Source organism: Mesorhizobium sp. Root102 (assembly GCF_001425625.1).
Classification (GTDB): domain Bacteria; phylum Pseudomonadota; class Alphaproteobacteria; order Rhizobiales; family Rhizobiaceae; genus Mesorhizobium.
In genome coordinates this window covers 336,913-359,497 of sequence record NZ_LMCP01000045.1, presented here as the reverse complement: position 1 = coordinate 359,497, position 22,585 = coordinate 336,913, and the positions used below count along the sequence as shown (strand labels likewise).

Here is a 22,585-nt window from a genome sequence, read left to right as displayed (position 1 = left end):
TTGTTTTGGTGTCCGGAGGACGGTCAGGCCTTGCCGGGAACAGCCCTGATCACCGTGCCCCAGGGATCTTCGCGGGTTATCGGGCTCGTCACATTGTCCGAACGCATTTCGACCCAGGCCAGACCAGACCGGGTGGAATCGCGGCGGCCGGCGCCCGAACTCTGCCAGGCGTTGGCGCCGATGTGGTGGTGATAGCCGCCCGACGACAGGAACACCGCCTGGCCGCCATATTTCGCCACCGTGTCGAAGCCGAATTCCTGGTTCCACCAGGCTTCGGCGTCTTCCGGCCTGCCGACGCGCAGATGGACATGGCCGACAATGCTGTCTTCCGGCGCGCCCTGCCAACCGGCGTCACCTGCCGGCACCTCGGCAACGACGGACGGGATGTTCAGCCGCTCCGTCGCCATGGCGATCTTGTCGCCATTCCACTTCCAGTCCTTGGGAAGGCGATCGGCATAGATCTCGATACCGTTGCCTTCTGGATCGGTGAGGTACAGCGCTTCGCTGACCAGATGGTCGGAAGCCCCCTCGATGGCGATCTTGTCGGATATGGCGTGGTTGATCCAGCGGCCGAGATCGGCGCGGCTGGGCAGCAGGAAGGCTGTGTGGAACAGGCCGGCGCTGCGCGGATCGTCCGGCTTGGCCGAAGGATCACCCTCGATGACCAGCAACGGACGGTTGGCGGCGCCCAGCGTAATCGCACCGTCGGCACGGCTCAACTCCTGCAGACCGACGACCCGGCGATAATATGCGGCAAGACTTTCGGCGTCGCGCGCCTTCAACCCGACGCGGGCAACGCTGACCGGGGTGGTGGCGGCAAAAGGCAGTTCACTCATCAGATGCTCCGTTCGACCAGCCTGCGGTGAAAAGGCAAGAAGCGCCGCGCTGCCGATCATCATACGTCGTGTCAGTTCCAATATCCGGGTTCCCGCACACGGCTGTTTCTGTTCCCACCACAAATCGTCCATAGGCATCGTTCACACAAGACGCGAAGAAGCGAACATCGTGTTCACTATTGTGATCAAGAGTGCCGTTGATGACCGTTGCACGAAGCGACGCCGCTCGCTATCTCAGCGCCATGAAGGTCAAGGAAGCAGATATTCTCATCGTGCCGGGCTACACCAATTCCGGCCCCGATCATTGGCAAAGCCGCTGGCAGTCGAAGCTGTCGACGGCGCGCCGCGTCGAGCAAACGGAATGGTCGAAGCCGGTGCGCGAGGACTGGACGGCGAGCGTGGCCAAGGCCGTTAACGAGGCCGACAGGCCGGTCGTCCTGGTCGCGCACTCGCTCGGTGTCGCCACGGCGGTGCAAGCCATTCCGCAGTTCCGCAAGCCGGTTGCCGGGGCTTTCTTCGTGGCGCCGCCCGATGTCGCCAATCCCAAGATCAAGCCGAGGCATCTGATGACCTTCGGCCCCTACCCGCGCGAGCCGCTGCCCTTCCCGTCCATCGTGATCGCCAGCCGCAACGATCCGTTCTGCGCCTTCGATGTGGCCGAGGATATTGCGGGCGCATGGGGTTCGCTGTTCATCGATGCCGGCGAGACCGGTCACCTCAACGCGGATTCGGGCTTCGGGCCGTGGCCCGAAGGTTCGATGACCTTCGCCAAATTCCTGACGGATCTGAAGGCCTGAGCGTCTTCAGGAGCCGATCGAATCCCTGACGCTCTTGATCAGGGTTCTTGCGCCGAGCCCGATCAGCGCGTGTTCCGAGCCCATGGCCAGTAGCCGGTAGCCCATCGACACGACACGGCCGGCAATTGCCGGCTCGACAACATAGATCGCCGCATACCTGCCGGCCTTGCGGGTACGCTCGGCGACCAACGCCACCGTCTCCATCATGCTTTCCAGCGTCGAATTGACCGTGGCGCCGTTGCTCCAGGCGATCGAGAAATCCGACGGGCCAAGGAATATGCCGTCGATGCCCGGCGTGTCGAGAATGCCATCGAGCGCATCAAGGGCCGCACGCGTCTCGACCATGGCGAAAGCCATGGTGCGCTGGTTGCTGTCACGCAGCCAGTCGGCCTGGTCGCCCTTGCCGTGGCGCGGAAAAGCGTAGGTCGGACCCCAGGAGCGCTCGCCGAGCGGTGGATATTTCATCGCGGCGGCGAACAGTTTTGCGTCGGCAACCGAGTTCACCATCGGCGCGATGACAGCCTCGGCGCCGAAGTCGAGCGCGCGGCTTGCCATGTCGAAACGGCCGACAGGAATGCGCACCAGCGCCGGCTTGCCGGCAGCGAGCACCGGCACCAGGCCGCGCAAGACGCTGTCTTCGTGATGGCCACCATGCTGCATATCGAGCGTGACGGCATCAAACCCCTGCTTGGCGACGATCTCGACACTCAAGGCATCCGGCACGCCGGACCATGCGGTGAACAGCGTTTCATCGGCCGCCAGGCGGGACTTCAGGGACATGGACTCTTTCCTTGTTAACGATCGCAGTTCAGCCGGAAACCGCGGCAAAGGCAAAGAAAAACCGCCCGGATAGGCCGGGCGGTCGATTGGTCCAGTCATTCTTTGGCCTGTCGCAGGTTCTCTGTCGCAAAACCGTGGGACACTTTTGCGGAACCTGCTTCGGCCGGATCAGGTGTTCTTGATCTGCTCGATCGCCTGCGCCATCAACTCGTCCATGGTGCGACGGATCTGATGGTCCGACTGGTCGACGCCGGCCGCATCGAAATCCTTGCGGATCTTGCGGAACACGTCATGGTCGCCGGCTTCCTCGATGTCGGAAACAACCACTTCCTTGGCATAGGCGTCGGCGTCGGCGCCCGACTTTCCGAGCTTTTCGGCGGCCCACAGGCCGAGCGCCTTGTTGCGGCGCGCAGCGGCCTTGAACCGAAGTTCCTCGTCGAAAGCAAATTTGCGCTCGAAGCCCTCTTCGCGGTCTTTCATGCTGCTCATGGCATCCCTCCGGGTCAAATTCGATTCGTTGGCGGTGAATATGTGCGTTGCCAAAGCACAAACCAAAAGGTCGCGGGCCGGTCAATACGCTTCATCGCATGCTGCGCTGCGGCATTTCAGTCCCGAAAGCGGTTGATTGGAAGGATTTGACGATTGAGCAAACGATGTGATTGGGATAGACCCGGCATTGAACCCTACCGTAGCCGCACTATTTCAGGCAGACGGACAGGAAATGGTCTGATACCGCCTGTCCGGAACCCCAGAGAAAAATCAGATGAAAAATCGCCGCCGCATTTATGAAGGCAAGGCCAAGATCCTCTATGAAGGACCGGAGCCGGGCACGCTTATCCAGTTCTTCAAGGATGATGCAACCGCGTTCAACAAGAAGAAGCATGAAGTCATCGACGGCAAGGGTGTGCTCAACAACCGCATTTCCGAATACATTTTCAACCATTTGAACCGCATGGGCATTCCGACCCATTTCATCCGCCGGCTGAACATGCGCGAGCAGCTGATCAAGGAAGTCGAGATCATTCCACTTGAAGTGGTGGTGCGCAATGTCGCCGCGGGTTCGCTGTCCAAGCGTCTCGGCATCGAGGAAGGCACGGTTTTGCCTCGCTCGATCATCGAATTCTATTACAAGGCCGACGCGCTCGACGATCCGATGGTGTCGGAAGAGCACATCACCGCGTTCGGCTGGGCGAGCCCGCAGGAGATTGACGACGTCATGGCGCTGGCCATCCGCGTCAACGACTTCCTCTCCGGCCTGTTCATGGGCGTCGGCATCCAGCTCGTCGACTTCAAGATCGAATGCGGCCGCCTGTTCGAGGGTGACATGATGCGCATCGTCGTTGCCGACGAGATTTCGCCGGATTCGTGCCGGCTGTGGGACGTGGCGACGCAGGACAAGCTCGACAAGGACCGTTTCCGCCGCGATATGGGCGGCCTCGTCGAAGCCTACCAGGAAGTTGCCCGCCGCCTCGGCATCATGAACGAGAACGAGCCGCCGCGCCCGACCGGCCCGGTGCTTGTCGCCTCGACCGAAGGCATCAAAGGCAAGCCGCACTGATCGCGGCTTGCAACCCGATAGTCAGAACAGGAGCATGTCCAGCGTGATCAAGGCCCGCATTACCGTCACCCTCAAGAACGGCGTGCTCGACCCGCAAGGCAAGGCGATCGAACACGCGCTGTCCGGCCTGGGCTTCGGCGGCGTCGGCGCGGTGCGGCAGGGCAAGGTATTCGACGTCGAACTGGCGGAAAGCGACAAGGCCAAGGCCGAAGCCGATCTGAAAGCCATGTGCGACAAGCTGCTGGCGAATACGGTGATTGAGAATTATAGTGTGACACTTACCTGAGGTTGTGTCGGAGGCACTATGCCGGAAGTCACGAATGAATTGATGTTCGAGCTTATGAAGCGCGTGCATCACGAAATCGCTGAGCTTCGTCAGGATGTTTCCGAGACGAAACGGGAGTTGAATGTGATGCGGGGTCACATGGTGGCAACGCAAAGCGATATCCACAACATCTACGGCGTTCTCGCCCGCCAGGATGAGCGCCTTGAACGTATAGACCGCCGTCTCGACCTGCGCGAACTCGCCGAAGCCCAGAGGCCTTACGAACCAAAATGAAATCAGCCGTCGTCCTTCTGCCTGGCCTCAACCGCGACCGCGACATGATTGCGGCGCTGACCAAGATTTCCGGAAAGCCGCCGGTCACCGTCTGGCAGACCGACACAGAAATCCCCGATGTCGACCTGATCGCCATTCCGGGCGGTTTCTCCTTCGGCGACTATCTGCGCTGCGGCGCGATCGCCGCGCGTATGCCGGTCATGCGGGCGGTCGCTGAAAAGGCTGCCGCGGGCGTCACGGTCATCGGCGTCTGCAACGGTTTCCAGATCCTGGTCGAGGCCGGCCTGCTGCCGGGCGCCTTGATGCGCAACACCTCGCTGAAATTCGTCTGCCGGCAGGTGAAGCTCGAGATCACCAACGCCAACACCATGTTCACCCGCCGCTATCAGCCGGGTCAGATCATCCGCTCGCCAGTGGCGCATCATGACGGCAATTATTTCGCCGACGCCGACACGCTTGCCCGCCTCGAAGGCGAAGGCCAGGTGGTGTTCCGCTATGCCGAGGGCACCAACCCCAATGGCTCGATCAACGACATTGCCGGCATCATCAACAGCCAAGGCAATGTGCTCGGCCTGATGCCGCATCCGGAAAACCTGATCGAAGCAGCCCATGGCGGTACCGACGGCCGTGGATTGTTCGAAAGTGCCCTCGGCATCGCCGCCTGACGTCATCGAAGCGAACAGCTTGAAAACAGCCGGACATTCCTGTCTCTTTGTCAGGGCAAGTCCGATTCATTGGGGAGAGAGACGGTCATGAAACTCTATTCGCGGCCGTTGTCGCCCTACTCGTCGATCGTGCGAGCGCTGGCCTATATCAAGGACGTTCCGCTCAAGATCATCGCGCCGCCACCGGGTTTTCCGATCCCGGAAGCGTTTCGCGCCATCTCACCGATGAACCGGATTCCGGTGCTGATCACCGGCTCGGGCGAAACCATCGTCGAATCGGTGGTCATCGCGGAATATCTCGAGGAACGGTTCCCTGAACCGGCGTTGCTGCCGCCTGATTCCAAGGACCGCGCGCTGGTGCGCATGTTCGCCCGCATAACCGATCTCGATGTGCTGACCCCGATGATGAAGCTTTTCGAGCTTCATTTCGGGCCGAAGCGAAACACTGCCGAGATCGACGCCCAATTCGCGCGCCTGCATCACGGACTGGCTGCGATCGAGGCGCGTATGGCGCAAGGGCCTTTCGCGCTCGGTGACGACATCAGCTTCGCCGATGCCTGGCTGACGCCGACGCGGTTCATCTTCAACAATTTCCGCGCCATGACGGGACGCCACGACCTGCTCGACGCCTATCCCAAATTCGATGCCTATGAGCAGATCGCCTCGCAGCACCCGGCATTGTCGCGGGTGTGGGGCGAGATGACCGACGGCTTGAAGATCTTTCTATCCGAACTTGAGATGGGTGCCGCTTGATCAGGAGCAAGACGATCGCGCTGGTCGCCGCAGCGGGTTTCGCCTTGGTGTCCTGCCAATCGACCCCCAAGAGCACGCCAGTCCCGTCAGGCAAGAGTGCAGCGCTTCTGGCCATGGAACAAGTGGCGATAGCGGCCCACAAATGCTGGATAGCCAGCAAGGATCCGGCCTTCAAACAGTATCAGATGGCCAACGAACTGAATTCGTTCAGCGGCACGCCGCGTTTCCTGCTGGTGCCGGCCAAGCACTATGGCGGCAAACCACTGCTGGTCGTGCAGGCGCAAGGCAATTCAAGCCGCGTCGACGCGTTCGGACCGCTGATGAACGATCCGCTCGGCGCCCGCATCGGCTCCGACATTGCCCGCTGGCAGACCGGCAATCCGGCCTGCGCCGCGACGGCCTAGCCATGGGCCGGTTCCTGCAGATCGCCGGTCTGGTCATCGGTCTGGCCGGACTCGTCCTGCAGTTCTGCATCAGCATTCCGGCATCGATGGAAGCCGGCCGCAGCCTGCTCGGCTCCATCATTTTCCTCTTCAGCTTCTTCACCATCCTGACCAACATCGGCGCGGTGCTGGTGTACACGTCGCTGCTGTCGCCCTCCGGCTATGCGTGGCTGCCGGCCTTCGCCGGGTCGCGGATGCGGGCAGGCGTCGCCGTTTCGATAGCGCTGGTCTTCATTGTCTATGCCACGGTCCTGGCACGGCTCTGGCAGCCACAGGGGCTGTTCCTGCTCTGCGACGTCCTGCTGCATTATGTGACGCCGGTGCTGTTCGTTCTGTGGTGGCTGATATCAGGCGCCGACGGCCGGACGCGCTGGAGCGACATCTCCTGGTGGGTGCTCTATCCCGTCGCCTATCTGGTCTATGCGCTGGCGCGGGCACCGCTTGCCGGCGAGGTGCCCTACCCGTTCCTGGACGTCGCCAAGAATGGCTGGACCAGCGTCGCGATCTCGGCTGCGGCCATCACCGGACTTTTTCTCGCGCTGTGCGTGGTCGCCGTCCTTGCGGACCATGGCGTTGCACGCAGCAGGGCATCAACACTCCGCTAGAACAGTTCACCGTTTCAAGGAAACGGCGAACCGCTCTAACTCTTTGTTTTGGCGCAATTCCCAAGCGCTACGCGCTTTTCCCGGGAAAACCGTTTCACACTTTTCCTGGAATTGCTTTGGCTTTCAGTCCCAGAACGGCCTGATGCCCTCGCGGTGGGCATCGCAGCGCGAGACGCCGATATCCTTGAGCTGATCATCGGTCATTTCCAGCAGCGCCAGCCGGCTGCGGCGGCGCTCCAGCAGATGGTCGATCCATCTCGCCAGCGACCTGACCAGGCGCACCAGACGGCTGACAAAGCCGCTCCGGCCCGATGGACGTGTCAATTGGCCTGTTAACTCGGCTCTCGAATGACGGATTGTCACGATTGTATTCATTTTCTTCTACCAGAATTTCAAATTGTACCCTTTTTGGCACCCAACTGATATGTATTGACTCATATACGGGTGCAATATAGAAAATTGTCACCATGACAAATTGGCTCCCCGATCTCACCGCCGGCTCCGGCCCGCTGTATCAGCGGTTGGCGGCTTCCATCGAAACGGACATCGACCGGGGCGTGATCGACGTCGGCGCAAAGCTGCCGCCGCAACGCGACCTCGCCTACGACATCGGCACCACCGTCGGCACGGTCGGCCGGGCCTATCAATTGCTGCGCGAGCGTGGGCTGGTGAGCGGCGAAGTCGGGCGTGGAACCTATGTGCTCGGCCAGCGCGCCGATGGGGCGAAACCGGACCTGCTGGCTCCGGACGTCAGCGCGGAAGGCACACGCTATATCGACGCGCCTAGAGGCAAACTGCGTTTCGACAGCACGGCCGCTCCCGATATTGGCCAGGGCGCCATCGTCGCCGATGTCCTGTCGCGCACGGCACAAGACCATCCGCATGAGATTTCAAGCTACACGCGGGATTTTCCCGACCGCTGGTACGAAGCTGGCGCCCGCTGGCTGGCGCGCAATTCGTTTCGCCCGAATGCCGACACCATTGTCCCCACGCTCGGCACGCATGCCGCGGTGATGGCGGCGATCGCGGCGCTCACCACCCCTGGCGATTATGTTGCCTTCGAACACCTCACCTACTCGCAGATTTCCCGCAGCGCCGGACTGATTGGCCGCCGCACCGCGCTGGTGGCGTCAAACGACGAAGGCATCGATCCCCAGGATTTCGAGCGCGTCTGCGCGCAAAAGCATCCGAAGATGATCTTCCTGATGCCGACGGCTCAGAATCCCACGCTGGTGACCTTGTCGGCGGCGCGCCGCGAGGCGATCGCGCGTGTCGCGCGCGAATACAATGTCGTCCTCATCGAGGACGACCTCTACGGCAATCTGACCGATGATCCGACGCCGTTGCTGGCCGAATATGCCCCTGAGAGAACCATTGTCGCAGGCGGCCTGTCGAAGTCGGTCGCAGCCGGTGTACGCGGCGGCTGGCTTTCCTGCCCGCCCGCCTACCGCCACCGCATCCGCGTCGCCCACAAGATGATGACCGGCGGCATGCCCTTCCTGCTGGCGGAGGTGAATACAAGGCTGGTGCTGTCGGGCCAGGCCGATGAGATACGCAAGCGCAGCATCGCCGAAATCAACGCCCGCGTCGCCATCGTTCGCGAGACTTTGGCCGGCTTCGCGTTCAAGTCACATGACAGGGTGCCCTTTGTCTGGCTGACTCTGCCCGACCCCTGGCTTTCCGGCACCTTCAAGAAAGCCTGCCTCGAGCATGGCGTGCTGATCGACGACGAGGACGAGTTCAAGGCCGGCCGTTCCGAGCAGGTTTTCCATGGCGTCCGCTTCGGCGTTTCGCAGCCAAGACAACGCAAGGATATCGCCGAAGGCGTTGCGGTGATCCGGCGACTTCTCGATGAAGGCCGTGCCGGCTACGACAGCTTCTCCTGACTCACTGTGGCTATGTCCGGTTTTCGGTCGGTTTTCGTCAATCCATGGGTGTATCGGCCTCAAAGCTTGCGATAAGACGGGACTCAAATCCCAACGCCCCAGGATATAAATCGCCGCCCATGACCATTTCCAATTCCGTGCCGATCACCCCCGAGCTCATTGCCGCGCACGGGCTGAAGCCCGACGAGTACCAGCGCATTCTCGACCTTGTCGGGCGCGAGCCGAGCTTCACCGAACTCGGCATCTTCTCGGCGATGTGGAATGAGCACTGTTCCTACAAATCCTCGAAGAAGTGGCTGCGCACGCTGCCTACCACCGGTCCGCGGGTTATCCAGGGACCGGGCGAGAATGCCGGTGTGGTCGACATCGGCGACGGCGACTGCGTCGTCTTCAAGATGGAGAGCCACAACCACCCGTCCTACATCGAGCCCTACCAGGGTGCGGCGACCGGCGTCGGCGGCATATTGCGCGACGTCTTCACCATGGGCGCGCGGCCGATCGCGGCGATGAATGCGCTGCGCTTTGGCGCACCTGACCATCCCAAGACCAGACACCTCGTTTCAGGCGTGGTTTCCGGCGTCGGCGGCTATGGCAACGCCTTCGGCGTGCCGACGGTCGGCGGCGAGGTCAATTTCGACGCTCGCTACAACGGCAACATCCTGGTCAATGCTTTTGCGGCGGGCCTTGCCAAGACCGATGCGATCTTCCTGTCGGAAGCCAAGGGCGTCGGCCTGCCGGTTGTCTACCTCGGCGCCAAGACCGGCCGCGATGGCGTCGGCGGCGCCACCATGGCGTCGGCCGAATTCGACGACAAGATCGACGAAAAGCGCCCAACCGTGCAAGTCGGCGACCCCTTCACCGAAAAGTGCCTGCTGGAAGCCTGCCTCGAACTGATGGCCTCGGGTGCCGTCATCGCCATCCAGGACATGGGTGCGGCCGGACTCACCTGCTCGGCGGTCGAAATGGGCGCCAAGGGCGACCTCGGCATCGAGCTCGATCTCGACAAGGTGCCGGTGCGCGAAGAGCGCATGAGCGCCTACGAAATGATGCTTTCGGAAAGCCAGGAGCGCATGCTGATGGTGCTGCGCCCGGAAAAGGAAAAGGAAGCCGAGGCGATCTTCCACAAATGGGGGCTCGACTTCGCCATCGTCGGCAAGACCACCGACGATCTGCGCTTCCGCGTGCTGCACCAGGGCGACGAGGTCGCCAACCTGCCGATCAAGGATCTCGGCGACAAGGCTCCGGAATATGACCGCCCATGGGTCGAGCCGAACAAGCCGACGCCGCTGGCCGCCAATGACGTTCCGCAGGCCGATGTTGCCGATGCGCTGCTGAAGCTGCTCGGCGGTCCGGATCTCTCCTCGCGCCGTTGGGTCTGGGAGCAGTATGACACGCTGATCCAGGGCAATTCGCTGCAGCTTCCCGGCGGCGATGCCGGCGTGGTCCGCGTCGAAGGTCATCCGACCAAGGCGCTCGCCTTCTCCTCCGACGTGACTCCGCGCTATTGCGAGGCTGACCCCTATGAGGGCGGCAAGCAGGCGGTGGCCGAATGCTGGCGCAATTTGACCGCCACCGGCGCGCTGCCGCTGGCCGCCACCGACAACCTCAATTTCGGCAATCCGGAACGGCCCGAGATCATGGGCCAGTTGGTCGGAGCGGTGAAAGGCATCGGCGATGCCTGCCGCGCGCTTGGCTTCCCGATCGTCTCCGGCAACGTCTCTCTCTACAACGAGACCAACGGCCAGGGCATTCTGCCGACACCGACAATCGGCGGCGTCGGCTTGATCGCCGACTGGTCCAAGATGGTGCGAACCGGCTTTGCGGCCGAGGGCCAGATGATCCTGCTGGTCGGCGCGCCTGCCTCCTGGGGTACGCATCTTGGCCAGTCGGTCTATATGCGTGACATCCATGGCCGCACGGACGGCCCGCCGCCGCCGGTCGACCTCGAGCATGAAAAGCGCGTCGGCGACCATGTGCGCGCTCTCATCGCATCCGGCATCGTCACGGCGGCGCATGACGTTTCCGATGGTGGCATCGCCGTGGCTTTGGCCGAAATGGCGATGGCGTCCGGCCTCGGCGCCACCGTTCCCGGGCTTATCGGCACAGACCCCATCCCGGTCTGGTTCGGCGAGGACCAGGGCCGCTATCTCCTGACGCTGTCGATCGATCCGCATGGCGATGAATGGGACACCATTCGCAAGCAGCAGAGCGAACTCGGCATCTTCGCGCCGTGGATCGGCTCGACCGGCGGCAGCGTGCTGAAGCTTGGCGAGGCGCGGGCAATCCCGGTCAGCGAATTGACCACGGCCCACGAAGGCTGGTTCCCCCGCTTCATGGATCAGGCCAGTTGACCACACTGGCTGCTCGGGCACTGCTTGCAGTTGTCTTCTGGCCGTCGCTGTTCTTCTTCTGGTTCCTCGGGCCGTTCGTTTTTTTCCTGCTGTCGACGACCTCGAGCGAGGTTTGCGCCCGGCTGGAAACGCGCGCGCAGTTCCTTGCCGCGGCCAACAGCGCCATCCCGATGCTGGCGCTGCAGACCCTCACCTACGCGGTCCCGATCGTCTGCCTGGTGCTGTGGGGCCGCCTGGCGCCGGATCCGGCACGGGCAAGGCATATCCTCACCTGCATCAAGCTTTTTGCCAGCGCGGTGGTTGTAGGGGCGTTGTGGGAGTATGGCTCCTCGCTTGTCTGCGACGGCTACGGACAACCGTACTTCTCGCCGTTCTGGCAAATGACGAGCTATCTCCCCATCGTCAGCCTCGTGCTCAACGTGCCGCTCTATGTGCTGGCCTTCAGCCTTGGCCGCTCGTTTTCGACGCGCGAGGACGTTGTCGAGGATGAAGCAAGCCCACCGGCCTAGATCTTTCTCCGAAACGTCTGGCTGTTGGCGGGACAGAACGGCTTCAATCCGGACCGGAAAGGCCTTAGGCTCGTCCGACTCTCATCTTATGGCCGGCTACCGGCCGCTCGAAACAGGATTTTGCCATGGCAATGGACGCCCACGACATCGAAAAACTGATCAAGGACGGCATTCCGGACGCCAAGGTGACGATTCGCGATCTCGCCGGCGACGGCGACCACTATGCGGCCGAGGTGGTGGCCGAGAGCTTTCGGGGAAAAAGCCGCGTCCAGCAGCACCAGATGGTCTATGACGCGCTGAAGGGCAACATGGGCGGGGTGTTGCACGCACTCGCCTTGCAGACCAGCGTTCCTGACTGACCCGCATCGGAACATAGACCGCAACCACCCGAATCAGTGTTGCGACAGCCGCTTGGCCCAACACGGCCCATCCTTTGCGCCATTTCAGCCACGGCGCGGCTAACGTCTTGTTTCGAGCAATCGTTGGGTTTATTTGAAGGATATGTTTCGAGCCTGACTCCCACAGGCGGGAAAGGATATTCCATGAGCGGTATCAACGACTACATCGACAACGAAGTGAAGGGCAACGACGTCGTCCTTTTCATGAAGGGCACGCCCGGTTTCCCGCAATGCGGATTTTCCGGCCAGGTCGTCCAGATCCTCGACTATATCGGCGCCGACTACAAAGGCGTGAACGTTCTGGACTCCGCCGAACTGCGCCAGGGCATCAAGGAATATTCCAACTGGCCGACGATCCCGCAGCTCTACGTCAAGGGCGAATTCGTCGGCGGATGCGACATCATCCGCGAGATGTTCCAGGCGGGCGAACTCCAGACATTCCTTGTCGAGAAGGGCGTCGGCGTCAAAGGCGCCGCCTGATTCCTGTTTTCGTGCATGTCGTCCGCCTGAAGCCGCCGTACGGTTTCGGGTCACGTGCACCAAACGCCAGGGCAGCGCCACCTCGGCAATTTTATGTCCTGCCCCCAGGACCAAGACGAGCCAAATGCGCCGGCCCGCCGGCGCATTTTCGTTTGAAAGATCGGACTTGCCGTGGACCAGCCAAAATCAGCGCCGCAATCGGCAAGCAAACTACCCATTCCACGCTGGGAATTCATCGCCTTGTGCGCCGCGCTGATGGCGCTGAACTCGCTGGCCATCGATATCATGCTGCCGGCTTTGCAGCAGATCGGCGCCTCGCTTGGCGTCGAAAATGAGAACCACCGGCAATATGTGATCACCGCCTATATTCTGGGCTTCGGCGGCGGACAGCTGTTCTTCGGGCCGATCTCGGATCGCTTCGGCCGTCGCGCACCGCTGGTCGCAGGGCTGGTGATCTATGTCGCCGCGGCCGCGGCGGCGGCCATTGCACCAAGCTTCGAAACACTTCTGCTGTGCCGTGCCGTGCAAGGCATCGGTGCGGCCGCCACCCGCGTCATCGCCGTCTCGATCGTGCGCGATACGTTTGACGGCCGGCGCATGGCCGAGGTGATGTCGCTGATCTTCATGGTGTTCATGGCGATACCGGTCATTGCTCCCGGCATCGGCCAGTTCATCATGCTGCTTGCGACCTGGCATTGGATCTTCGTCACCATGGCCTTCGGTGCGCTCATTGTCTCGGCCTGGTCGCTGCTGCGCCTGCCTGAGACATTGCATCCCGAACATCGCCGGCCGCTGACCCTGAATTCCATTGTCGGTGGGTTTCGCATCGTGCTCACCAACCGCATTGCGATCTGCTATGCCTTCGCCAGCACCTTTATTTTCGGCGCCATGTTCGGCTTCATCGCCTCGGCGCAGCAGATCTACGTCGACATCTTCAACGTCGGCGAAATGTTCCCGGTCATCTTCGCCGGAGTTGCCGGCGTGCTTGCTTTCTCCAACTTTCTGAACTCCCGCCTTGTCGGCCGTATCGGCATGCGCCGCCTCTCGCAGAGCGCGCTGCTGCTGTTCCTGGTCATCAGCCTTGCCTGGCTGGTCGTTTCGCTAGAAATGAAGATGCCTCTCTGGCTGTTCATCACCTTCTTTGCCAGCGCCATGCTTCCGTTCGGTGCGCTCGGCGCAAATTTCAATGCATTGGCCATGGAGCCGCTCGGCCAACTGGCCGGCACGGCATCGTCCATACTGGGTTTCATGCAGACGTTTCTCGGCGGCATTCTCGGCACACTGATCGGTCAGGCTTTCAACGGCACGGTGACGCCGCTGGCGGCCGGCTTCTGCAGCGTCTCGGTCGCAGCGCTGCTGATGATCTTCATCGCCGAGCGCGGCAAGATGTTCCAGCCGCAGAACCCACCCGTTCTAGGACACATTACCGACTTGCACTGAATTGTTGTTTTTGCACGTGTCGTTGTCCCGGGGCCACTTTTAGGCGACACGCATCAGGACGCACCTTCAAGGGCCGCCGTGAAGCGAGGGGCAAGCATACGCCCCGCGATTGCTTCGCCCATGCTGTCCGAAAAGGGCAATGGCAGGGCTTCATCGAGTGCCCTGAGGATTGAAGCCACGAATGCCCGGCTGAGCTGGGCATCGCTCCGCAGATCGGAATATGTGGCGCGAGGCTTGCCAATCAGTGTGCCGTTGCGGCGAAGCGAGAACCGCAGCGTTAGGGACATGCCGGCGGTTCCGGGCGGCGGCTTCCAACAAGCATAGATAGCGTCCGACATCTCCTTTATCGTGTCGACGGGATCGGGACTGCGACAGGTGCGCTCTAGCGAGCTTGCTTCGTAGGAGCTGGCAAACAGGGCGGCAAGAGCCGCTGCGACGACTGCGAATCGAGGTTTCATTCGAGAGCCTCCGGATTTGCGTGAGATTGCATCGCTCTTTCAGCTGATCGCGGAAATTGATCCTATTTCGCCCAGAGTTCGCGGCGCAATTCGTGCCAGCTTTCCCGATCAGGCGCGACAATCAGGCCGCCGCCGAGATGCGAGGGCAGATAGGCGCTGCCGTCGAAGCGCGCGGCATGGCCGCCAGCCTCGGCATGAATCAGCACGCCGGCCAGATGGTCCCACGGCATCAGCTTGTTGTAGACGACGAAGTGGGCATGGCCGCTCGCCAACAGGCGGTATTCGTGCGCCGCGCAGCGATAAGCGAATTGCGACAGGATCTTCGTCTGGTTGCGCGCCAGCCGCGACCGCTCCGGCTCGGGCATATATTGCCAGGAGACCGAGCCGGTCATCTCCGAAATCGGTGCAGGTGCCGTGACCTGCACCCTCTCGATGCTGCCATGCGCATGCCTGATATGGCTGCCGGCGCCCTTGGCGCCGATCAGCCAGTCCTTGCCGACCGGATCGTGGATGATGCCGGCAACGGTCTCGCCCTTGATCACGACCGCCAGCATGACACCGAACAAGGGCACGCCGGAGGCGAAGTTGAAAGTGCCGTCCACCGGGTCGATGACGAAAGCCAGATCGGCATCGCCCAACCCGTTTAACAGCGCTGGATTGTCGGAACAGGCCTCCTCGCCGACGACCATCGCCGAGGGGTAACGCTCGCGCAGCCTGGCGGTGATGAGCCGCTCGGCGTTGACATCGGCCTCGGTCACCAGATCCGCGGCCGAGGTCTTCTGCCTGATATCGCCGTCGCCCAGCCGGCGAAAGCGCGGCATGATCTCGGCCATTGCGGCGTCGGACAGAAGGCCAGCGAGCCAGTCGATCGCGGTGTCGTCAAATGTCATGGGATATGTCTAGCCTTGTGCTGAGGGTCTCGTTGAGCGCCGCGAAATCGAACAGCTTTCTGTCGAGCAGATGCGAGGGCCTGCTGTTGGACAGTGCGCGCAGCATCGTATCTTTGCGGCCGGGCATGCGCTTTTCGATGTCCTCGAGCATCGCCTTCATGGCGTTGCGCTGAAGACCTTCCTGGCTGCCGCAAAGATCGCAGGGAATGATCGGGAATTGCATCGCGGCAGCGAATTTTTCCAGATCAACCTCGGCGCAGTAGCTCAGCGGCCGTAGCACCATGACGTCGCCCTCGTCATTAAGCAGTTTTGGCGGCATCGCTGCGAGACGACCGCCATGGAAGAGGTTCATGAAGAAGGTTTCGAGAATATCCTCGCGATGGTGACCGAGCACCAGCGTCGCGCACCCCTCCTCGCGCGCGATGCGGTAGAGATGGCCGCGCCTGAGGCGCGAGCAGAGCGAGCAATAGGTGCTGCCCTGCGGCAGCTTGTCGGTGACGACGGAATAGGTGTCTTGATATTCGATGCGATGCGGGATGGCGTATCTGTCGAGATAGTTGGGCAGGATATGTTTGGGGAAATTCGGCTGGCCCTGATCGAGATTGCAGGCCAGCAGGTCGACCGGCAGCAGCCCGCGCCATTTTAGGTCGAGCAGCACGGCGAGCAGGCCGTAGGAATCCTTGCCGCCCGAGAGGGCTACGAGCCAGCGCTGGCCGGGCTTCACCATCGAGAAATCCTCGATCGCCTGTCGGGTCAGCCGCAGCAGCCGCTTGCGCAATTTGTTGAACTCGACCGAGGACGGCACATCGGCAAACAGCGGATGGAAGCCGCCCTCGATGTCGCTGGCTGGTTCAAGCGATTCGGCGTCTGGCAGCATGTTCATGGCGTCAGTTCCAAAATCCGGGAGCAACGACTGTCCGGCGCTTCGTTGCGCCCGGAATTAGCGGAGATGGCCGACAAAGAAAAGGCAGACAAAGAAAAGGCCGCCTCGACGGGCGGCCTTTGCTTGGTATCGCAAAACGCGTTCGCTTAGCGCGAATAGAATTCGACGACCAGGTTCGGTTCCATCTGCACGGCGAACGGAACATCCGCCAGGCCGGGGATGCGCGAGAAGGTCGCGACCATCTTGTTGTGATCGGCTTCGATGTAATCCGGCACGTCGCGTTCGGCCAGGCCGACCGCTTCGAGAACGATGACCAGCTGCTTCGACTTTTCGCGCACTTCGACGACATCGCCCGGCTTGCAGCGATACGAGCCGATGTTGACGCGCTTGCCGTTGACGTTGACGTGGCCGTGGTTGACGAACTGACGGGCGGCGAAAATGGTCGGCACGAACTTGGCGCGGTAGACGACCGCGTCGAGACGCGACTCGAGCAGGCCGATCAGGTTCTCCGAGGTGTCGCCCTTGCGGCGGTCAGCCTCCTCATAGACCTTGCGGAACTGCTTTTCCGAAACGTCGCCATAGTGACCCTTCAGCTTCTGCTTCGCGCGCAGCTGCAGGCCGAAATCGGAAAGCTTGCCCTTGCGGCGCTGGCCATGCTGGCCGGGGCCGTATTCACGCTTGTTGACCGGGGACTTCGGGCGGCCCCAGATGTTTTCGCCAAGACGACGGTCGATCTTGTACTTCGCGGATTCGCGCTTGCTCATCGCATTCCCTTTTCAAAACAATACACCCGGAACCTCATGGTCCGGGTGAAGGAAACGCGCCCTCCTCTGGCCTCCGTTTTCGAGACCTGACAGGGTTTTCCCACACAACGCGGCGGAAAACCCACGGGACACGTCAGTTCAAACAAGATAGTAGAATTGAGTTCCACGCATCTTGCGCACATAAAGAAAACCACCGGGCATTGCGGCCCGGTGTTGGCGCGCTGATTAAACGGAGATTTAACCGGTGTCAAGCTTGGCGGCTGGCCTTGGCGATGGCGACGATATAGCGTTTGGGGGTTAAGGGCGGTGCCGGAAGTGGCGGGAGGTTGCGCCACGGCATTGGGAAGGGACTGGAGCAGAGGAGCCACAATTCGCATGAACATGAAGAAGTTCTTCCTTACCCTGACGGGAGCCGCGGTGTTGGCGGGATCCATGGCGGTCATAACGCCGGAGCCGGCAATGGCGCGGCATTGGCATGGCCACCGGCATCACGAGGTCTGCCGCATCGTGGTCAAGAAGAAGGTTGTCTGGCGGCACGGCCACAAGAAGGTCATCCGCTACAAGGTCAGGCGCTGCTGGGCGCGTTGGTAAGCTCCGGTTCGGTCTCAGGCGGTCGACAGATCATTTCAAAGCCCGCGGTTTTGGCTGCGGGCTATTTGATTCCGGATGCTTAACCCTAGTCTTTCGATTTCTTTTCCGGCAGGCCCTTGCGCTTCGTCTCGGCGAATTCCTCGAGCTGTTTTTCGCTCATCGATTCGTACATTTCCTTGGAAGCACCCTTGAGTTCGCCCTTCCTGGTCTCGCCGCGCTTGGCGGAAAGCGCCGCACCGGCGGCCATTTGCTGGGCTTTTGAGGTGGCAGGCATGATCGCTTCTCCCGTTGCATCAGGAGAAAAACGTAGCGACCGCGGTGATGTTCCCGATACTTCCGAATATCAGGACATTGCCAGCCCGAACCCCTGTATCAGGCGGCGGGTAGGGAAATCGGCTCTGTTCGATGTGAAGACAGCAAGGTCGGGGCCTTCCGGCAGTTTCTCGCCACGGCCGGTCGGATCAATATCCGCAAGAAGCGAAAGTGCCCGACGCGCAATCGCTTCAGCGGGGTCGAGCCAATCGACCGGCCAAGGCGCCGTCTTGCGCATGCGATTGGCGAGAAAGGGGTAGTGTGTGCAGGCGAGCACCACGATATCCGTACGCAATGCATCATGTTCGACGAAGCACGGCGCAATCTCGGCGCGGACGGCCTCTTCGTCGACGAAGCCCTCGCGCATATAGACTTCGGCAAGCCCCGCCAGCCTGTCGCTGCCGACCAGCCGGACATGACACTTCTGCGCCCATTTGCTGATCAGGTCGCGGGTGTACTGGCGTTTGACGGTGCCAGGCGTCGCCAGCACCGAAACCAGTCCTGAACGCGTGCGTTCCGCCGCCGGCTTGATCGCCGGCACCATGCCGACGAAAGGATGCCCGGGAAATCTTTCGCGCAGCGCATCGATCACCAGCGTCGAGGCGGTGTTGCAGGCGATGACCGAAATGGCTGGCGCAAACCGGTCAAGGAACTTGCCGAACAAGTCGAGTATATGTGCCCTCAGCGCTGGCTCCTCCCAAGCGCCATAGGGAAACGCGGCGTCGTCGGCGACATAGATGAAGCGGCGGTCGGGCATCAGCACGCGCGCCTCGCGCAGCACGGTAAGCCCGCCGATGCCTGAATCGAACATCAGGATCGGCCGCTCAGTCATTGTCAGGTCCCTTGCCACCCAGCGGCGGCGTGTCATTGTCGTCACCATTGGCATCGGGCGGCTGGCGATCCACCACTTCCGCCTTGCGGGCACGCGCGGCGGCCGCGGGCAGGCGCCGTGGATCATCGCCAGGGGAGCCATCGCCGCGCGGCATCGCCGGCGAAAATCGGTCGAGCGACGAGATGATGCCGCGCAGCACCTTCAGCTCCGGTTCGGCAAAACCGGCGCGCGTCAGCACCGCGCGCAGATTGTCGATCATCTTCGGCTTCTTCGGTGCCGGCCGGAAATAGCCGCGTGCTTCCAAAGCGCCTTCCAGATAGGCGAACAGACCGTGCAGTTCCTCCTTGCTTGCCGGCTTCATGTCCGGACCGGAAAAATTGGTCTTGGTCTCATCCTCGAGGCCGGACTTCATCCACTCGTAGGACATCAGCAGCGCGGCCTGGGCGATGTTGAGCGAGGAGAAATCAGGATCTACCGGGAAGGTCACGATCTCGTCGGCAAGCCCGACCTCGTCATTGTAGAGGCCGAAGCGCTCGCGTCCGAACAGGATGCCGGTGCGTTGGCCCATTGCGTGACGGGTCCTCAGCACCCTGCCCGCTTCCACCGGCCCGCGCACGGATTTGAAGCCGTCGCGCTGCCTGGCCGTGGTGGCGAAAACGAAGTTCAGGTCGGCGAGCGCCGAAGCCAGATCGTCGAAGACGGTGACAGCGTCGATGACATGATCGGCGCGGCTGGCCGCCGCGCGCGCCTTCTCGCTCGGCCAACCGTCTCGAGGGTTGACGAGACGCAGCTCCGACAGGCCGAAATTGGCCATGGCGCGAGCGACCATGCCGATGTTCTCGCCGAGCTGCGGCTCTACCAGAATGATCGCCGGGCCGGTGGCTGGAATGGTCATGGCGTCTTCAGTGGCTGGCATGATTGTCAATGAACTGCTGTTTGCGGCATTTCAGCGTCCCCTGCCATATTCGGCCGCGAAAATGAAGCATTCGCAAATGACAAAGGTTATCGCCTCGCGTTCGTGACCGATCGCCGTTTGCGTGGCCAAAAACGCTTTGATATACGGGCGGCATCCCCGGCCCAACGCCACGCGGGCAAGGCCGTCCCATTTTCCAGCAACGAGGCATTCTTTCCATGGCGAAGATCAAGGTGGCGAACCCGGTCGTCGAACTCGACGGCGACGAGATGACCCGCATCATCTGGCAGTTCATCAAGGACAAGCTGATCCACCCTTATCTCGACCTCAAGCTCGAATATTACGACCTCGGCATCGAGCATCGTGATGCCACCAACGACCAGGTGACCATCGATTCGGCCAACGCCATCAAGAAATACGGCGTCGGCGTGAAATGCGCGACGATCACCCCCGACGAGCAGCGCGTCGAGGAATTCAAGCTGAAGAAGATGTGGAAGTCGCCGAACGGCACAATCCGCAACATCCTCGGCGGCACGATCTTCCGCGAGCCGATCATCATGAAGAACGTGCCGCGCCTGGTGCCCGGCTGGACCAAGCCGATCATCGTCGGCCGTCACGCCTTCGGCGATCAGTACCGCGCCACCGATTTCCGCTTTCCCGGCAAGGGCAAGCTGACGATCAAGTTCGTCGGCGAGGACGGCAAGGTGATCGAGCATGACGTCTACGACGCGCCGGGAGCCGGTGTCGCCATGGCCATGTACAATCTCGACGACTCGATCCGCGAATTCGCCCGCGCCTCGCTGAACTACGGCCTGCTGCGCAACTATCCGGTCTATCTGTCGACCAAGAACACCATCCTCAAAGCCTATGACGGCCGCTTCAAGGACATCTTCCAGGAGGTCTACGAGGCCGAGTTCGAGGCCGAGTTCAAGTCGAAGAAGCTGTGGTACGAGCACCGCCTGATCGACGACATGGTGGCCTCCAGCCTGAAATGGTCGGGTGGCTATGTCTGGGCCTGCAAGAACTATGACGGCGACGTCCAGTCCGACACGGTGGCACAGGGTTTTGGTTCGCTCGGCCTGATGACCTCGGTGCTGATGACGCCGGACGGCAAGACGGTGGAAGCGGAAGCCGCGCACGGCACCGTCACCCGCCATTACCGCCAGCACCAGAAGGGCGAGGAAACCTCGACCAATTCGATCGCATCGATCTTCGCCTGGACGCGTGGCCTCGCGCACCGCGCCAAGCTCGACGACAATGCCGAGTTGAAGCGCTTTGCCGAGACGCTGGAAAAGGTCTGCATCCAGACCGTCGAGTCCGGCTTCATGACCAAGGATCTGTCGCTGCTGATCGGCCCCGACCAGCCCTGGCTTTCGACCTCCGGTTTCCTCGACAAGATCGACGAGAACCTGCAGAAGGCGATGGCGTAACAGGCAAGCAAGATGGGCAGGCCCATCGTCTACGGGGCGAACTACAGCGTCTATGTGCGCATCGTCCGCCTCGTGCTCGCGGAGAAAGGCATCGACTACGAGCTTGTGCCGGTCGATGTCTTTGCCACTGAGGGCATTCCCGCCTGGTATTTCCAGCACCATCCGTTCGGTCGCATCCCGGCCTTCGAGCATGACGGGTTTCGACTCTTCGAGACGAGCGCGATTGCCAGATATGTCGACGAGGCGTTTGACGGGCCAACCCTGCAAGCGACGGAGCCTCGCGGCCGCGCAAGAATGAACCAGATCATCGGCATGCTCGACGCCTATGCCTACAGGTCGATGGTCTGGGATGTCTCCGTCGAACGGCTGGAGAAGGAGGCGCCCGACGAGAGGCTGATCGCCAGCGGGCTTTCGCAGGCAAGCAAAGCGCTTCAGACGCTCTCCTCGCTGAAAGCGCCGGGGCCGTGGTTGCTGGGCGACCAACTGACACTGGCCGATCTGCATGCAGCGCCGATCATCGCTTATTTCGTCAAGGTCGCCGAGGGACAAGGCCTGCTGGCCGAATTTCCCGAGATCCAGGCTTGGTGGGACCGGATCTCAGCCCGCCCAAGCTTTGCCGCGAGCGCTCCGGCGACCTGATCAGCCTGCGCCCATCTTCATTCGGGAAGATAGATTTCCGCCTTCATGAAGGTCTTGGCGCGCCCCAGGATGAGTACGCGATCTCCGGCCAGATCACACAGCAGGTGCCCGCCGCGCGGCGAGCACTGGAATGCCGACAGATGCGTCTTGCCAAGCTTTTCAGCGCAGTACGGCACCAGCGTCGCATGGATGGAGCCGGTCACCGGATCCTCGGGGATGCCTGCTCCCTGAACGAAATACCGGGAGACGAAATCATGCGTTCGCCCGCGCGCGGTGATGACCAGCCCAAGCGGATGGAAGGCGCCGATCCTGAGCAAATCGGGAACGAAGGATCGCACGGATTGCTCGTCGGCAAGCTCGACGAACAGGTTCTCAAAATTACGAAAGCCCGCAACCGGATGCGGGGATAAAATCTCCCGCAGCGCCAGCATGGTTTCGCCATCGACGGGTTGCGGCGGAAAACAGGGCAGATCGAGCTGATAGGCGCCTTGCTGCTGCGAAACCCGCAACTCGCCCACCCGCGTGGCAAAGGCCATCTCATCGGCCACATTGTGCTCAGAGGCCAACACATGGGCGGCCGCCAGGGTGGCATGGCCACAGAAATCGACTTCATGAACCGGCGTGAACCAGCGCAGATCCCAACCTTTGCCGTTCGGTCGCGCAAAGGCGGTTTCGGCAAGATTGTTCTCGTTTGCGATGGCCTGCATGACGTCGTCCGCCAGCCAGTCCGTCAAAATGAGGACGGCGGCAGGATTGCCCTGAAAGGCCCGGTCGGCAAAGGCGTCGACCTGATACATGGTCAGCGTGGGCACG

29 protein-coding genes are annotated in these 22,585 nt (G+C 61.7%); 17 read left to right on the top strand and 12 right to left on the bottom strand.

All coding sequences use genetic code 11. The annotated features are described in order from the left end of the window. Positions 1–23 precede the first annotated feature (23 nt). Positions 24–836, bottom strand: a complete 813-nt coding sequence (locus ASD12_RS28050; RefSeq protein WP_056594587.1) for a VOC family protein — start codon at positions 834–836, stop codon at positions 24–26. A 242-nt stretch (positions 837–1,078) separates the two neighbouring features. Between ASD12_RS28050 and ASD12_RS28045 the strand changes: the two genes are divergently transcribed. Beyond that, a complete protein-coding gene (locus tag ASD12_RS28045; protein ID WP_056594584.1) occupies positions 1,079–1,633 on the top strand; it encodes an alpha/beta hydrolase in 555 nt (184 codons plus the stop codon). 6 nt (positions 1,634–1,639) lie between these two features. Here ASD12_RS28045 and ASD12_RS28040 read toward each other — a convergent pair whose 3' ends face one another. Continuing rightward, entirely contained in the window at positions 1,640–2,413 is a 774-nt protein-coding gene (locus tag ASD12_RS28040) for an HpcH/HpaI aldolase/citrate lyase family protein (RefSeq protein ID WP_056594375.1), read from the bottom strand. Between the two features lie 168 nt (positions 2,414–2,581). Further along, positions 2,582–2,902 (bottom strand): DUF1476 domain-containing protein, encoded by a 321-nt coding sequence (locus tag ASD12_RS28035; RefSeq protein WP_027028128.1) that lies wholly within the window; start codon positions 2,900–2,902, stop codon positions 2,582–2,584. Between the two features lie 274 nt (positions 2,903–3,176). Here ASD12_RS28035 and purC point away from each other — a divergent pair, with 274 nt between their 5' ends. The 7 genes from purC (at position 3,177) to ASD12_RS28000 (ending at position 6,996) form a co-directional block, all read left to right on the top strand. After that, positions 3,177–3,971 (top strand): phosphoribosylaminoimidazolesuccinocarboxamide synthase, encoded by a 795-nt coding sequence (gene purC / locus ASD12_RS28030; protein ID WP_056594372.1) that lies wholly within the window; start codon positions 3,177–3,179, stop codon positions 3,969–3,971. A gap of 43 nt (positions 3,972–4,014) precedes the next feature. Beyond that, the gene (gene purS / locus ASD12_RS28025; protein ID WP_027028126.1) at positions 4,015–4,257 is read left to right on the top strand and encodes a phosphoribosylformylglycinamidine synthase subunit PurS; all 243 of its coding nucleotides are present in this window, start codon (positions 4,015–4,017) and stop codon (positions 4,255–4,257) included. Positions 4,258–4,275: 18 nt separating this feature from the next. Next, positions 4,276–4,530 (top strand): hypothetical protein, encoded by a 255-nt coding sequence (locus ASD12_RS28020; RefSeq protein ID WP_056594370.1) that lies wholly within the window; start codon positions 4,276–4,278, stop codon positions 4,528–4,530. Then, complete coding sequence (purQ, locus tag ASD12_RS28015; protein WP_056594367.1) at positions 4,527–5,195, top strand: phosphoribosylformylglycinamidine synthase subunit PurQ; 669 nt, start codon at positions 4,527–4,529, stop codon at positions 5,193–5,195. The genes ASD12_RS28020 and purQ overlap by 4 nt, the downstream gene beginning before the upstream one ends. Positions 5,196–5,282: 87 nt before the next feature. Next, entirely contained in the window at positions 5,283–5,948 is a 666-nt protein-coding gene (locus ASD12_RS28010; RefSeq protein WP_056594364.1) for a glutathione S-transferase family protein, read from the top strand. After that, positions 5,945–6,352, top strand: a complete 408-nt coding sequence (locus ASD12_RS28005) for a hypothetical protein (protein ID WP_056594360.1) — start codon at positions 5,945–5,947, stop codon at positions 6,350–6,352. Before ASD12_RS28010 ends, ASD12_RS28005 begins: the two co-directional genes overlap by 4 nt. A gap of 2 nt (positions 6,353–6,354) precedes the next feature. Next, the gene (locus ASD12_RS28000) at positions 6,355–6,996 is read left to right on the top strand and encodes a Pr6Pr family membrane protein (protein WP_056594357.1); all 642 of its coding nucleotides are present in this window, start codon (positions 6,355–6,357) and stop codon (positions 6,994–6,996) included. Positions 6,997–7,119: 123 nt separating this feature from the next. On the opposite strand, the gene ASD12_RS27995 is transcribed toward ASD12_RS28000, so the two are convergent. After that, positions 7,120–7,371 (bottom strand): DUF1127 domain-containing protein, encoded by a 252-nt coding sequence (locus tag ASD12_RS27995; RefSeq protein WP_056594354.1) that lies wholly within the window; start codon positions 7,369–7,371, stop codon positions 7,120–7,122. 92 nt (positions 7,372–7,463) lie between these two features. On the opposite strand from ASD12_RS27995, the gene ASD12_RS27990 reads away from it, so the two are divergent. From ASD12_RS27990 to ASD12_RS27965, 6 genes are all read left to right on the top strand, one after another. Next, positions 7,464–8,882 carry a PLP-dependent aminotransferase family protein gene (locus ASD12_RS27990; protein WP_056594351.1) on the top strand — a complete coding sequence of 473 codons (1,419 nt, stop codon included), beginning with the start codon at positions 7,464–7,466 and terminating at the stop codon, positions 8,880–8,882. A 119-nt stretch (positions 8,883–9,001) separates the two neighbouring features. Beyond that, positions 9,002–11,233: a phosphoribosylformylglycinamidine synthase subunit PurL gene (purL, locus tag ASD12_RS27985; protein WP_056594348.1), complete on the top strand. Its 2,232-nt coding sequence runs from the start codon at positions 9,002–9,004 to the stop codon at positions 11,231–11,233. Next, complete coding sequence (locus ASD12_RS27980) at positions 11,230–11,742, top strand: hypothetical protein (RefSeq protein ID WP_056594346.1); 513 nt, start codon at positions 11,230–11,232, stop codon at positions 11,740–11,742. Before purL ends, ASD12_RS27980 begins: the two co-directional genes overlap by 4 nt. A gap of 125 nt (positions 11,743–11,867) precedes the next feature. After that, a complete protein-coding gene (locus ASD12_RS27975) occupies positions 11,868–12,101 on the top strand; it encodes a BolA family transcriptional regulator (RefSeq protein WP_010909092.1) in 234 nt (77 codons plus the stop codon). A 183-nt stretch (positions 12,102–12,284) separates the two neighbouring features. After that, entirely contained in the window at positions 12,285–12,620 is a 336-nt protein-coding gene (gene grxD / locus ASD12_RS27970) for a Grx4 family monothiol glutaredoxin (protein ID WP_056594343.1), read from the top strand. Positions 12,621–12,791: 171 nt separating this feature from the next. After that, positions 12,792–14,060 carry a multidrug effflux MFS transporter gene (locus tag ASD12_RS27965; RefSeq protein ID WP_082525716.1) on the top strand — a complete coding sequence of 423 codons (1,269 nt, stop codon included), beginning with the start codon at positions 12,792–12,794 and terminating at the stop codon, positions 14,058–14,060. A gap of 53 nt (positions 14,061–14,113) precedes the next feature. On the opposite strand, the gene ASD12_RS27960 is transcribed toward ASD12_RS27965, so the two are convergent. From ASD12_RS27960 to rpsD, 4 genes are all read right to left on the bottom strand, one after another. Beyond that, the gene (locus ASD12_RS27960; RefSeq protein ID WP_056594340.1) at positions 14,114–14,518 is read right to left on the bottom strand and encodes a hypothetical protein; all 405 of its coding nucleotides are present in this window, start codon (positions 14,516–14,518) and stop codon (positions 14,114–14,116) included. Between the two features lie 62 nt (positions 14,519–14,580). Further along, on the bottom strand, positions 14,581–15,408 hold the full coding sequence (locus ASD12_RS27955; RefSeq protein ID WP_056594338.1) for an inositol monophosphatase family protein: 828 nt from the start codon (positions 15,406–15,408) through the stop codon (positions 14,581–14,583). After that, on the bottom strand, positions 15,398–16,291 hold the full coding sequence (ttcA, locus tag ASD12_RS27950) for a tRNA 2-thiocytidine(32) synthetase TtcA (protein ID WP_056594333.1): 894 nt from the start codon (positions 16,289–16,291) through the stop codon (positions 15,398–15,400). The genes ASD12_RS27955 and ttcA overlap by 11 nt, the downstream gene beginning before the upstream one ends. Before the next feature lie 146 nt (positions 16,292–16,437). Next, entirely contained in the window at positions 16,438–17,055 is a 618-nt protein-coding gene (gene rpsD / locus ASD12_RS27945) for a 30S ribosomal protein S4 (protein WP_023759539.1), read from the bottom strand. Positions 17,056–17,430: 375 nt separating this feature from the next. On the opposite strand from rpsD, the gene ASD12_RS27940 reads away from it, so the two are divergent. After that, positions 17,431–17,646 carry a hypothetical protein gene (locus tag ASD12_RS27940; RefSeq protein ID WP_244482998.1) on the top strand — a complete coding sequence of 72 codons (216 nt, stop codon included), beginning with the start codon at positions 17,431–17,433 and terminating at the stop codon, positions 17,644–17,646. An 85-nt stretch (positions 17,647–17,731) separates the two neighbouring features. Here the strand turns inward: ASD12_RS27940 and ASD12_RS27935 are convergent, their stop codons facing one another. The 3 genes from ASD12_RS27935 to ASD12_RS27925 all read right to left on the bottom strand — a co-directional run bounded on the left by ASD12_RS27935 (position 17,732) and on the right by ASD12_RS27925 (position 19,685). Next, positions 17,732–17,920: a DUF3008 family protein gene (locus ASD12_RS27935; protein WP_056594329.1), complete on the bottom strand. Its 189-nt coding sequence runs from the start codon at positions 17,918–17,920 to the stop codon at positions 17,732–17,734. Positions 17,921–17,989: 69 nt separating this feature from the next. Beyond that, the gene (gene murI / locus ASD12_RS27930) at positions 17,990–18,790 is read right to left on the bottom strand and encodes a glutamate racemase (RefSeq protein ID WP_056594326.1); all 801 of its coding nucleotides are present in this window, start codon (positions 18,788–18,790) and stop codon (positions 17,990–17,992) included. Then, positions 18,783–19,685 carry an RNA methyltransferase gene (locus tag ASD12_RS27925; protein ID WP_162252296.1) on the bottom strand — a complete coding sequence of 301 codons (903 nt, stop codon included), beginning with the start codon at positions 19,683–19,685 and terminating at the stop codon, positions 18,783–18,785. The genes murI and ASD12_RS27925 overlap by 8 nt, the downstream gene beginning before the upstream one ends. Positions 19,686–19,921: 236 nt before the next feature. Between ASD12_RS27925 and ASD12_RS27920 the strand changes: the two genes are divergently transcribed. Both ASD12_RS27920 and ASD12_RS27915 read left to right on the top strand, forming a co-directional pair. After that, positions 19,922–21,133 (top strand): NADP-dependent isocitrate dehydrogenase, encoded by a 1,212-nt coding sequence (locus tag ASD12_RS27920; RefSeq protein WP_056594320.1) that lies wholly within the window; start codon positions 19,922–19,924, stop codon positions 21,131–21,133. A gap of 12 nt (positions 21,134–21,145) precedes the next feature. Further along, a complete protein-coding gene (locus ASD12_RS27915) occupies positions 21,146–21,772 on the top strand; it encodes a glutathione S-transferase family protein (protein ID WP_056594318.1) in 627 nt (208 codons plus the stop codon). A gap of 17 nt (positions 21,773–21,789) precedes the next feature. Here the strand turns inward: ASD12_RS27915 and ASD12_RS27910 are convergent, their stop codons facing one another. After that, entirely contained in the window at positions 21,790–22,584 is a 795-nt protein-coding gene (locus ASD12_RS27910) for a PhzF family phenazine biosynthesis protein (RefSeq protein ID WP_244482997.1), read from the bottom strand. Position 22,585 lies beyond the last annotated feature (1 nt).

Bases quoted from the DNA above. Each gene is read 5' to 3' on its own strand.
- ASD12_RS28050 (WP_056594587.1), bottom strand. From the start codon at position 836: ATGAGTGAACTGCCTTTTGCCGCCACCACCCCGGTCAGCGTTGCCCGC.
- ASD12_RS28045 (WP_056594584.1), top strand. From the start codon at position 1,079: ATGAAGGTCAAGGAAGCAGATATTCTCATCGTGCCGGGCTACACCAAT.
- ASD12_RS28040 (WP_056594375.1), bottom strand. From the start codon at position 2,413: ATGTCCCTGAAGTCCCGCCTGGCGGCCGATGAAACGCTGTTCACCGCA.
- ASD12_RS28035 (WP_027028128.1), bottom strand. From the start codon at position 2,902: ATGAGCAGCATGAAAGACCGCGAAGAGGGCTTCGAGCGCAAATTTGCT.
- purC (WP_056594372.1), top strand. From the start codon at position 3,177: ATGAAAAATCGCCGCCGCATTTATGAAGGCAAGGCCAAGATCCTCTAT.
- ASD12_RS28020 (WP_056594370.1), top strand. From the start codon at position 4,276: ATGCCGGAAGTCACGAATGAATTGATGTTCGAGCTTATGAAGCGCGTG.
- purQ (WP_056594367.1), top strand. From the start codon at position 4,527: ATGAAATCAGCCGTCGTCCTTCTGCCTGGCCTCAACCGCGACCGCGAC.
- ASD12_RS28010 (WP_056594364.1), top strand. From the start codon at position 5,283: ATGAAACTCTATTCGCGGCCGTTGTCGCCCTACTCGTCGATCGTGCGA.
- ASD12_RS28000 (WP_056594357.1), top strand. From the start codon at position 6,355: ATGGGCCGGTTCCTGCAGATCGCCGGTCTGGTCATCGGTCTGGCCGGA.
- ASD12_RS27995 (WP_056594354.1), bottom strand. From the start codon at position 7,371: ATGAATACAATCGTGACAATCCGTCATTCGAGAGCCGAGTTAACAGGC.
- ASD12_RS27990 (WP_056594351.1), top strand. From the start codon at position 7,464: ATGACAAATTGGCTCCCCGATCTCACCGCCGGCTCCGGCCCGCTGTAT.
- purL (WP_056594348.1), top strand. From the start codon at position 9,002: ATGACCATTTCCAATTCCGTGCCGATCACCCCCGAGCTCATTGCCGCG.
- ASD12_RS27975 (WP_010909092.1), top strand. From the start codon at position 11,868: ATGGCAATGGACGCCCACGACATCGAAAAACTGATCAAGGACGGCATT.
- grxD (WP_056594343.1), top strand. From the start codon at position 12,285: ATGAGCGGTATCAACGACTACATCGACAACGAAGTGAAGGGCAACGAC.
- ASD12_RS27960 (WP_056594340.1), bottom strand. From the start codon at position 14,518: ATGAAACCTCGATTCGCAGTCGTCGCAGCGGCTCTTGCCGCCCTGTTT.
- ASD12_RS27955 (WP_056594338.1), bottom strand. From the start codon at position 15,408: ATGACATTTGACGACACCGCGATCGACTGGCTCGCTGGCCTTCTGTCC.
- ttcA (WP_056594333.1), bottom strand. From the start codon at position 16,291: ATGAACATGCTGCCAGACGCCGAATCGCTTGAACCAGCCAGCGACATC.
- rpsD (WP_023759539.1), bottom strand. From the start codon at position 17,055: ATGAGCAAGCGCGAATCCGCGAAGTACAAGATCGACCGTCGTCTTGGC.
- ASD12_RS27940 (WP_244482998.1), top strand. From the start codon at position 17,431: ATGAACATGAAGAAGTTCTTCCTTACCCTGACGGGAGCCGCGGTGTTG.
- ASD12_RS27935 (WP_056594329.1), bottom strand. From the start codon at position 17,920: ATGCCTGCCACCTCAAAAGCCCAGCAAATGGCCGCCGGTGCGGCGCTT.
- murI (WP_056594326.1), bottom strand. From the start codon at position 18,790: ATGACTGAGCGGCCGATCCTGATGTTCGATTCAGGCATCGGCGGGCTT.
- ASD12_RS27925 (WP_162252296.1), bottom strand. From the start codon at position 19,685: ATGACCATTCCAGCCACCGGCCCGGCGATCATTCTGGTAGAGCCGCAG.
- ASD12_RS27920 (WP_056594320.1), top strand. From the start codon at position 19,922: ATGGCGAAGATCAAGGTGGCGAACCCGGTCGTCGAACTCGACGGCGAC.
- ASD12_RS27915 (WP_056594318.1), top strand. From the start codon at position 21,146: ATGGGCAGGCCCATCGTCTACGGGGCGAACTACAGCGTCTATGTGCGC.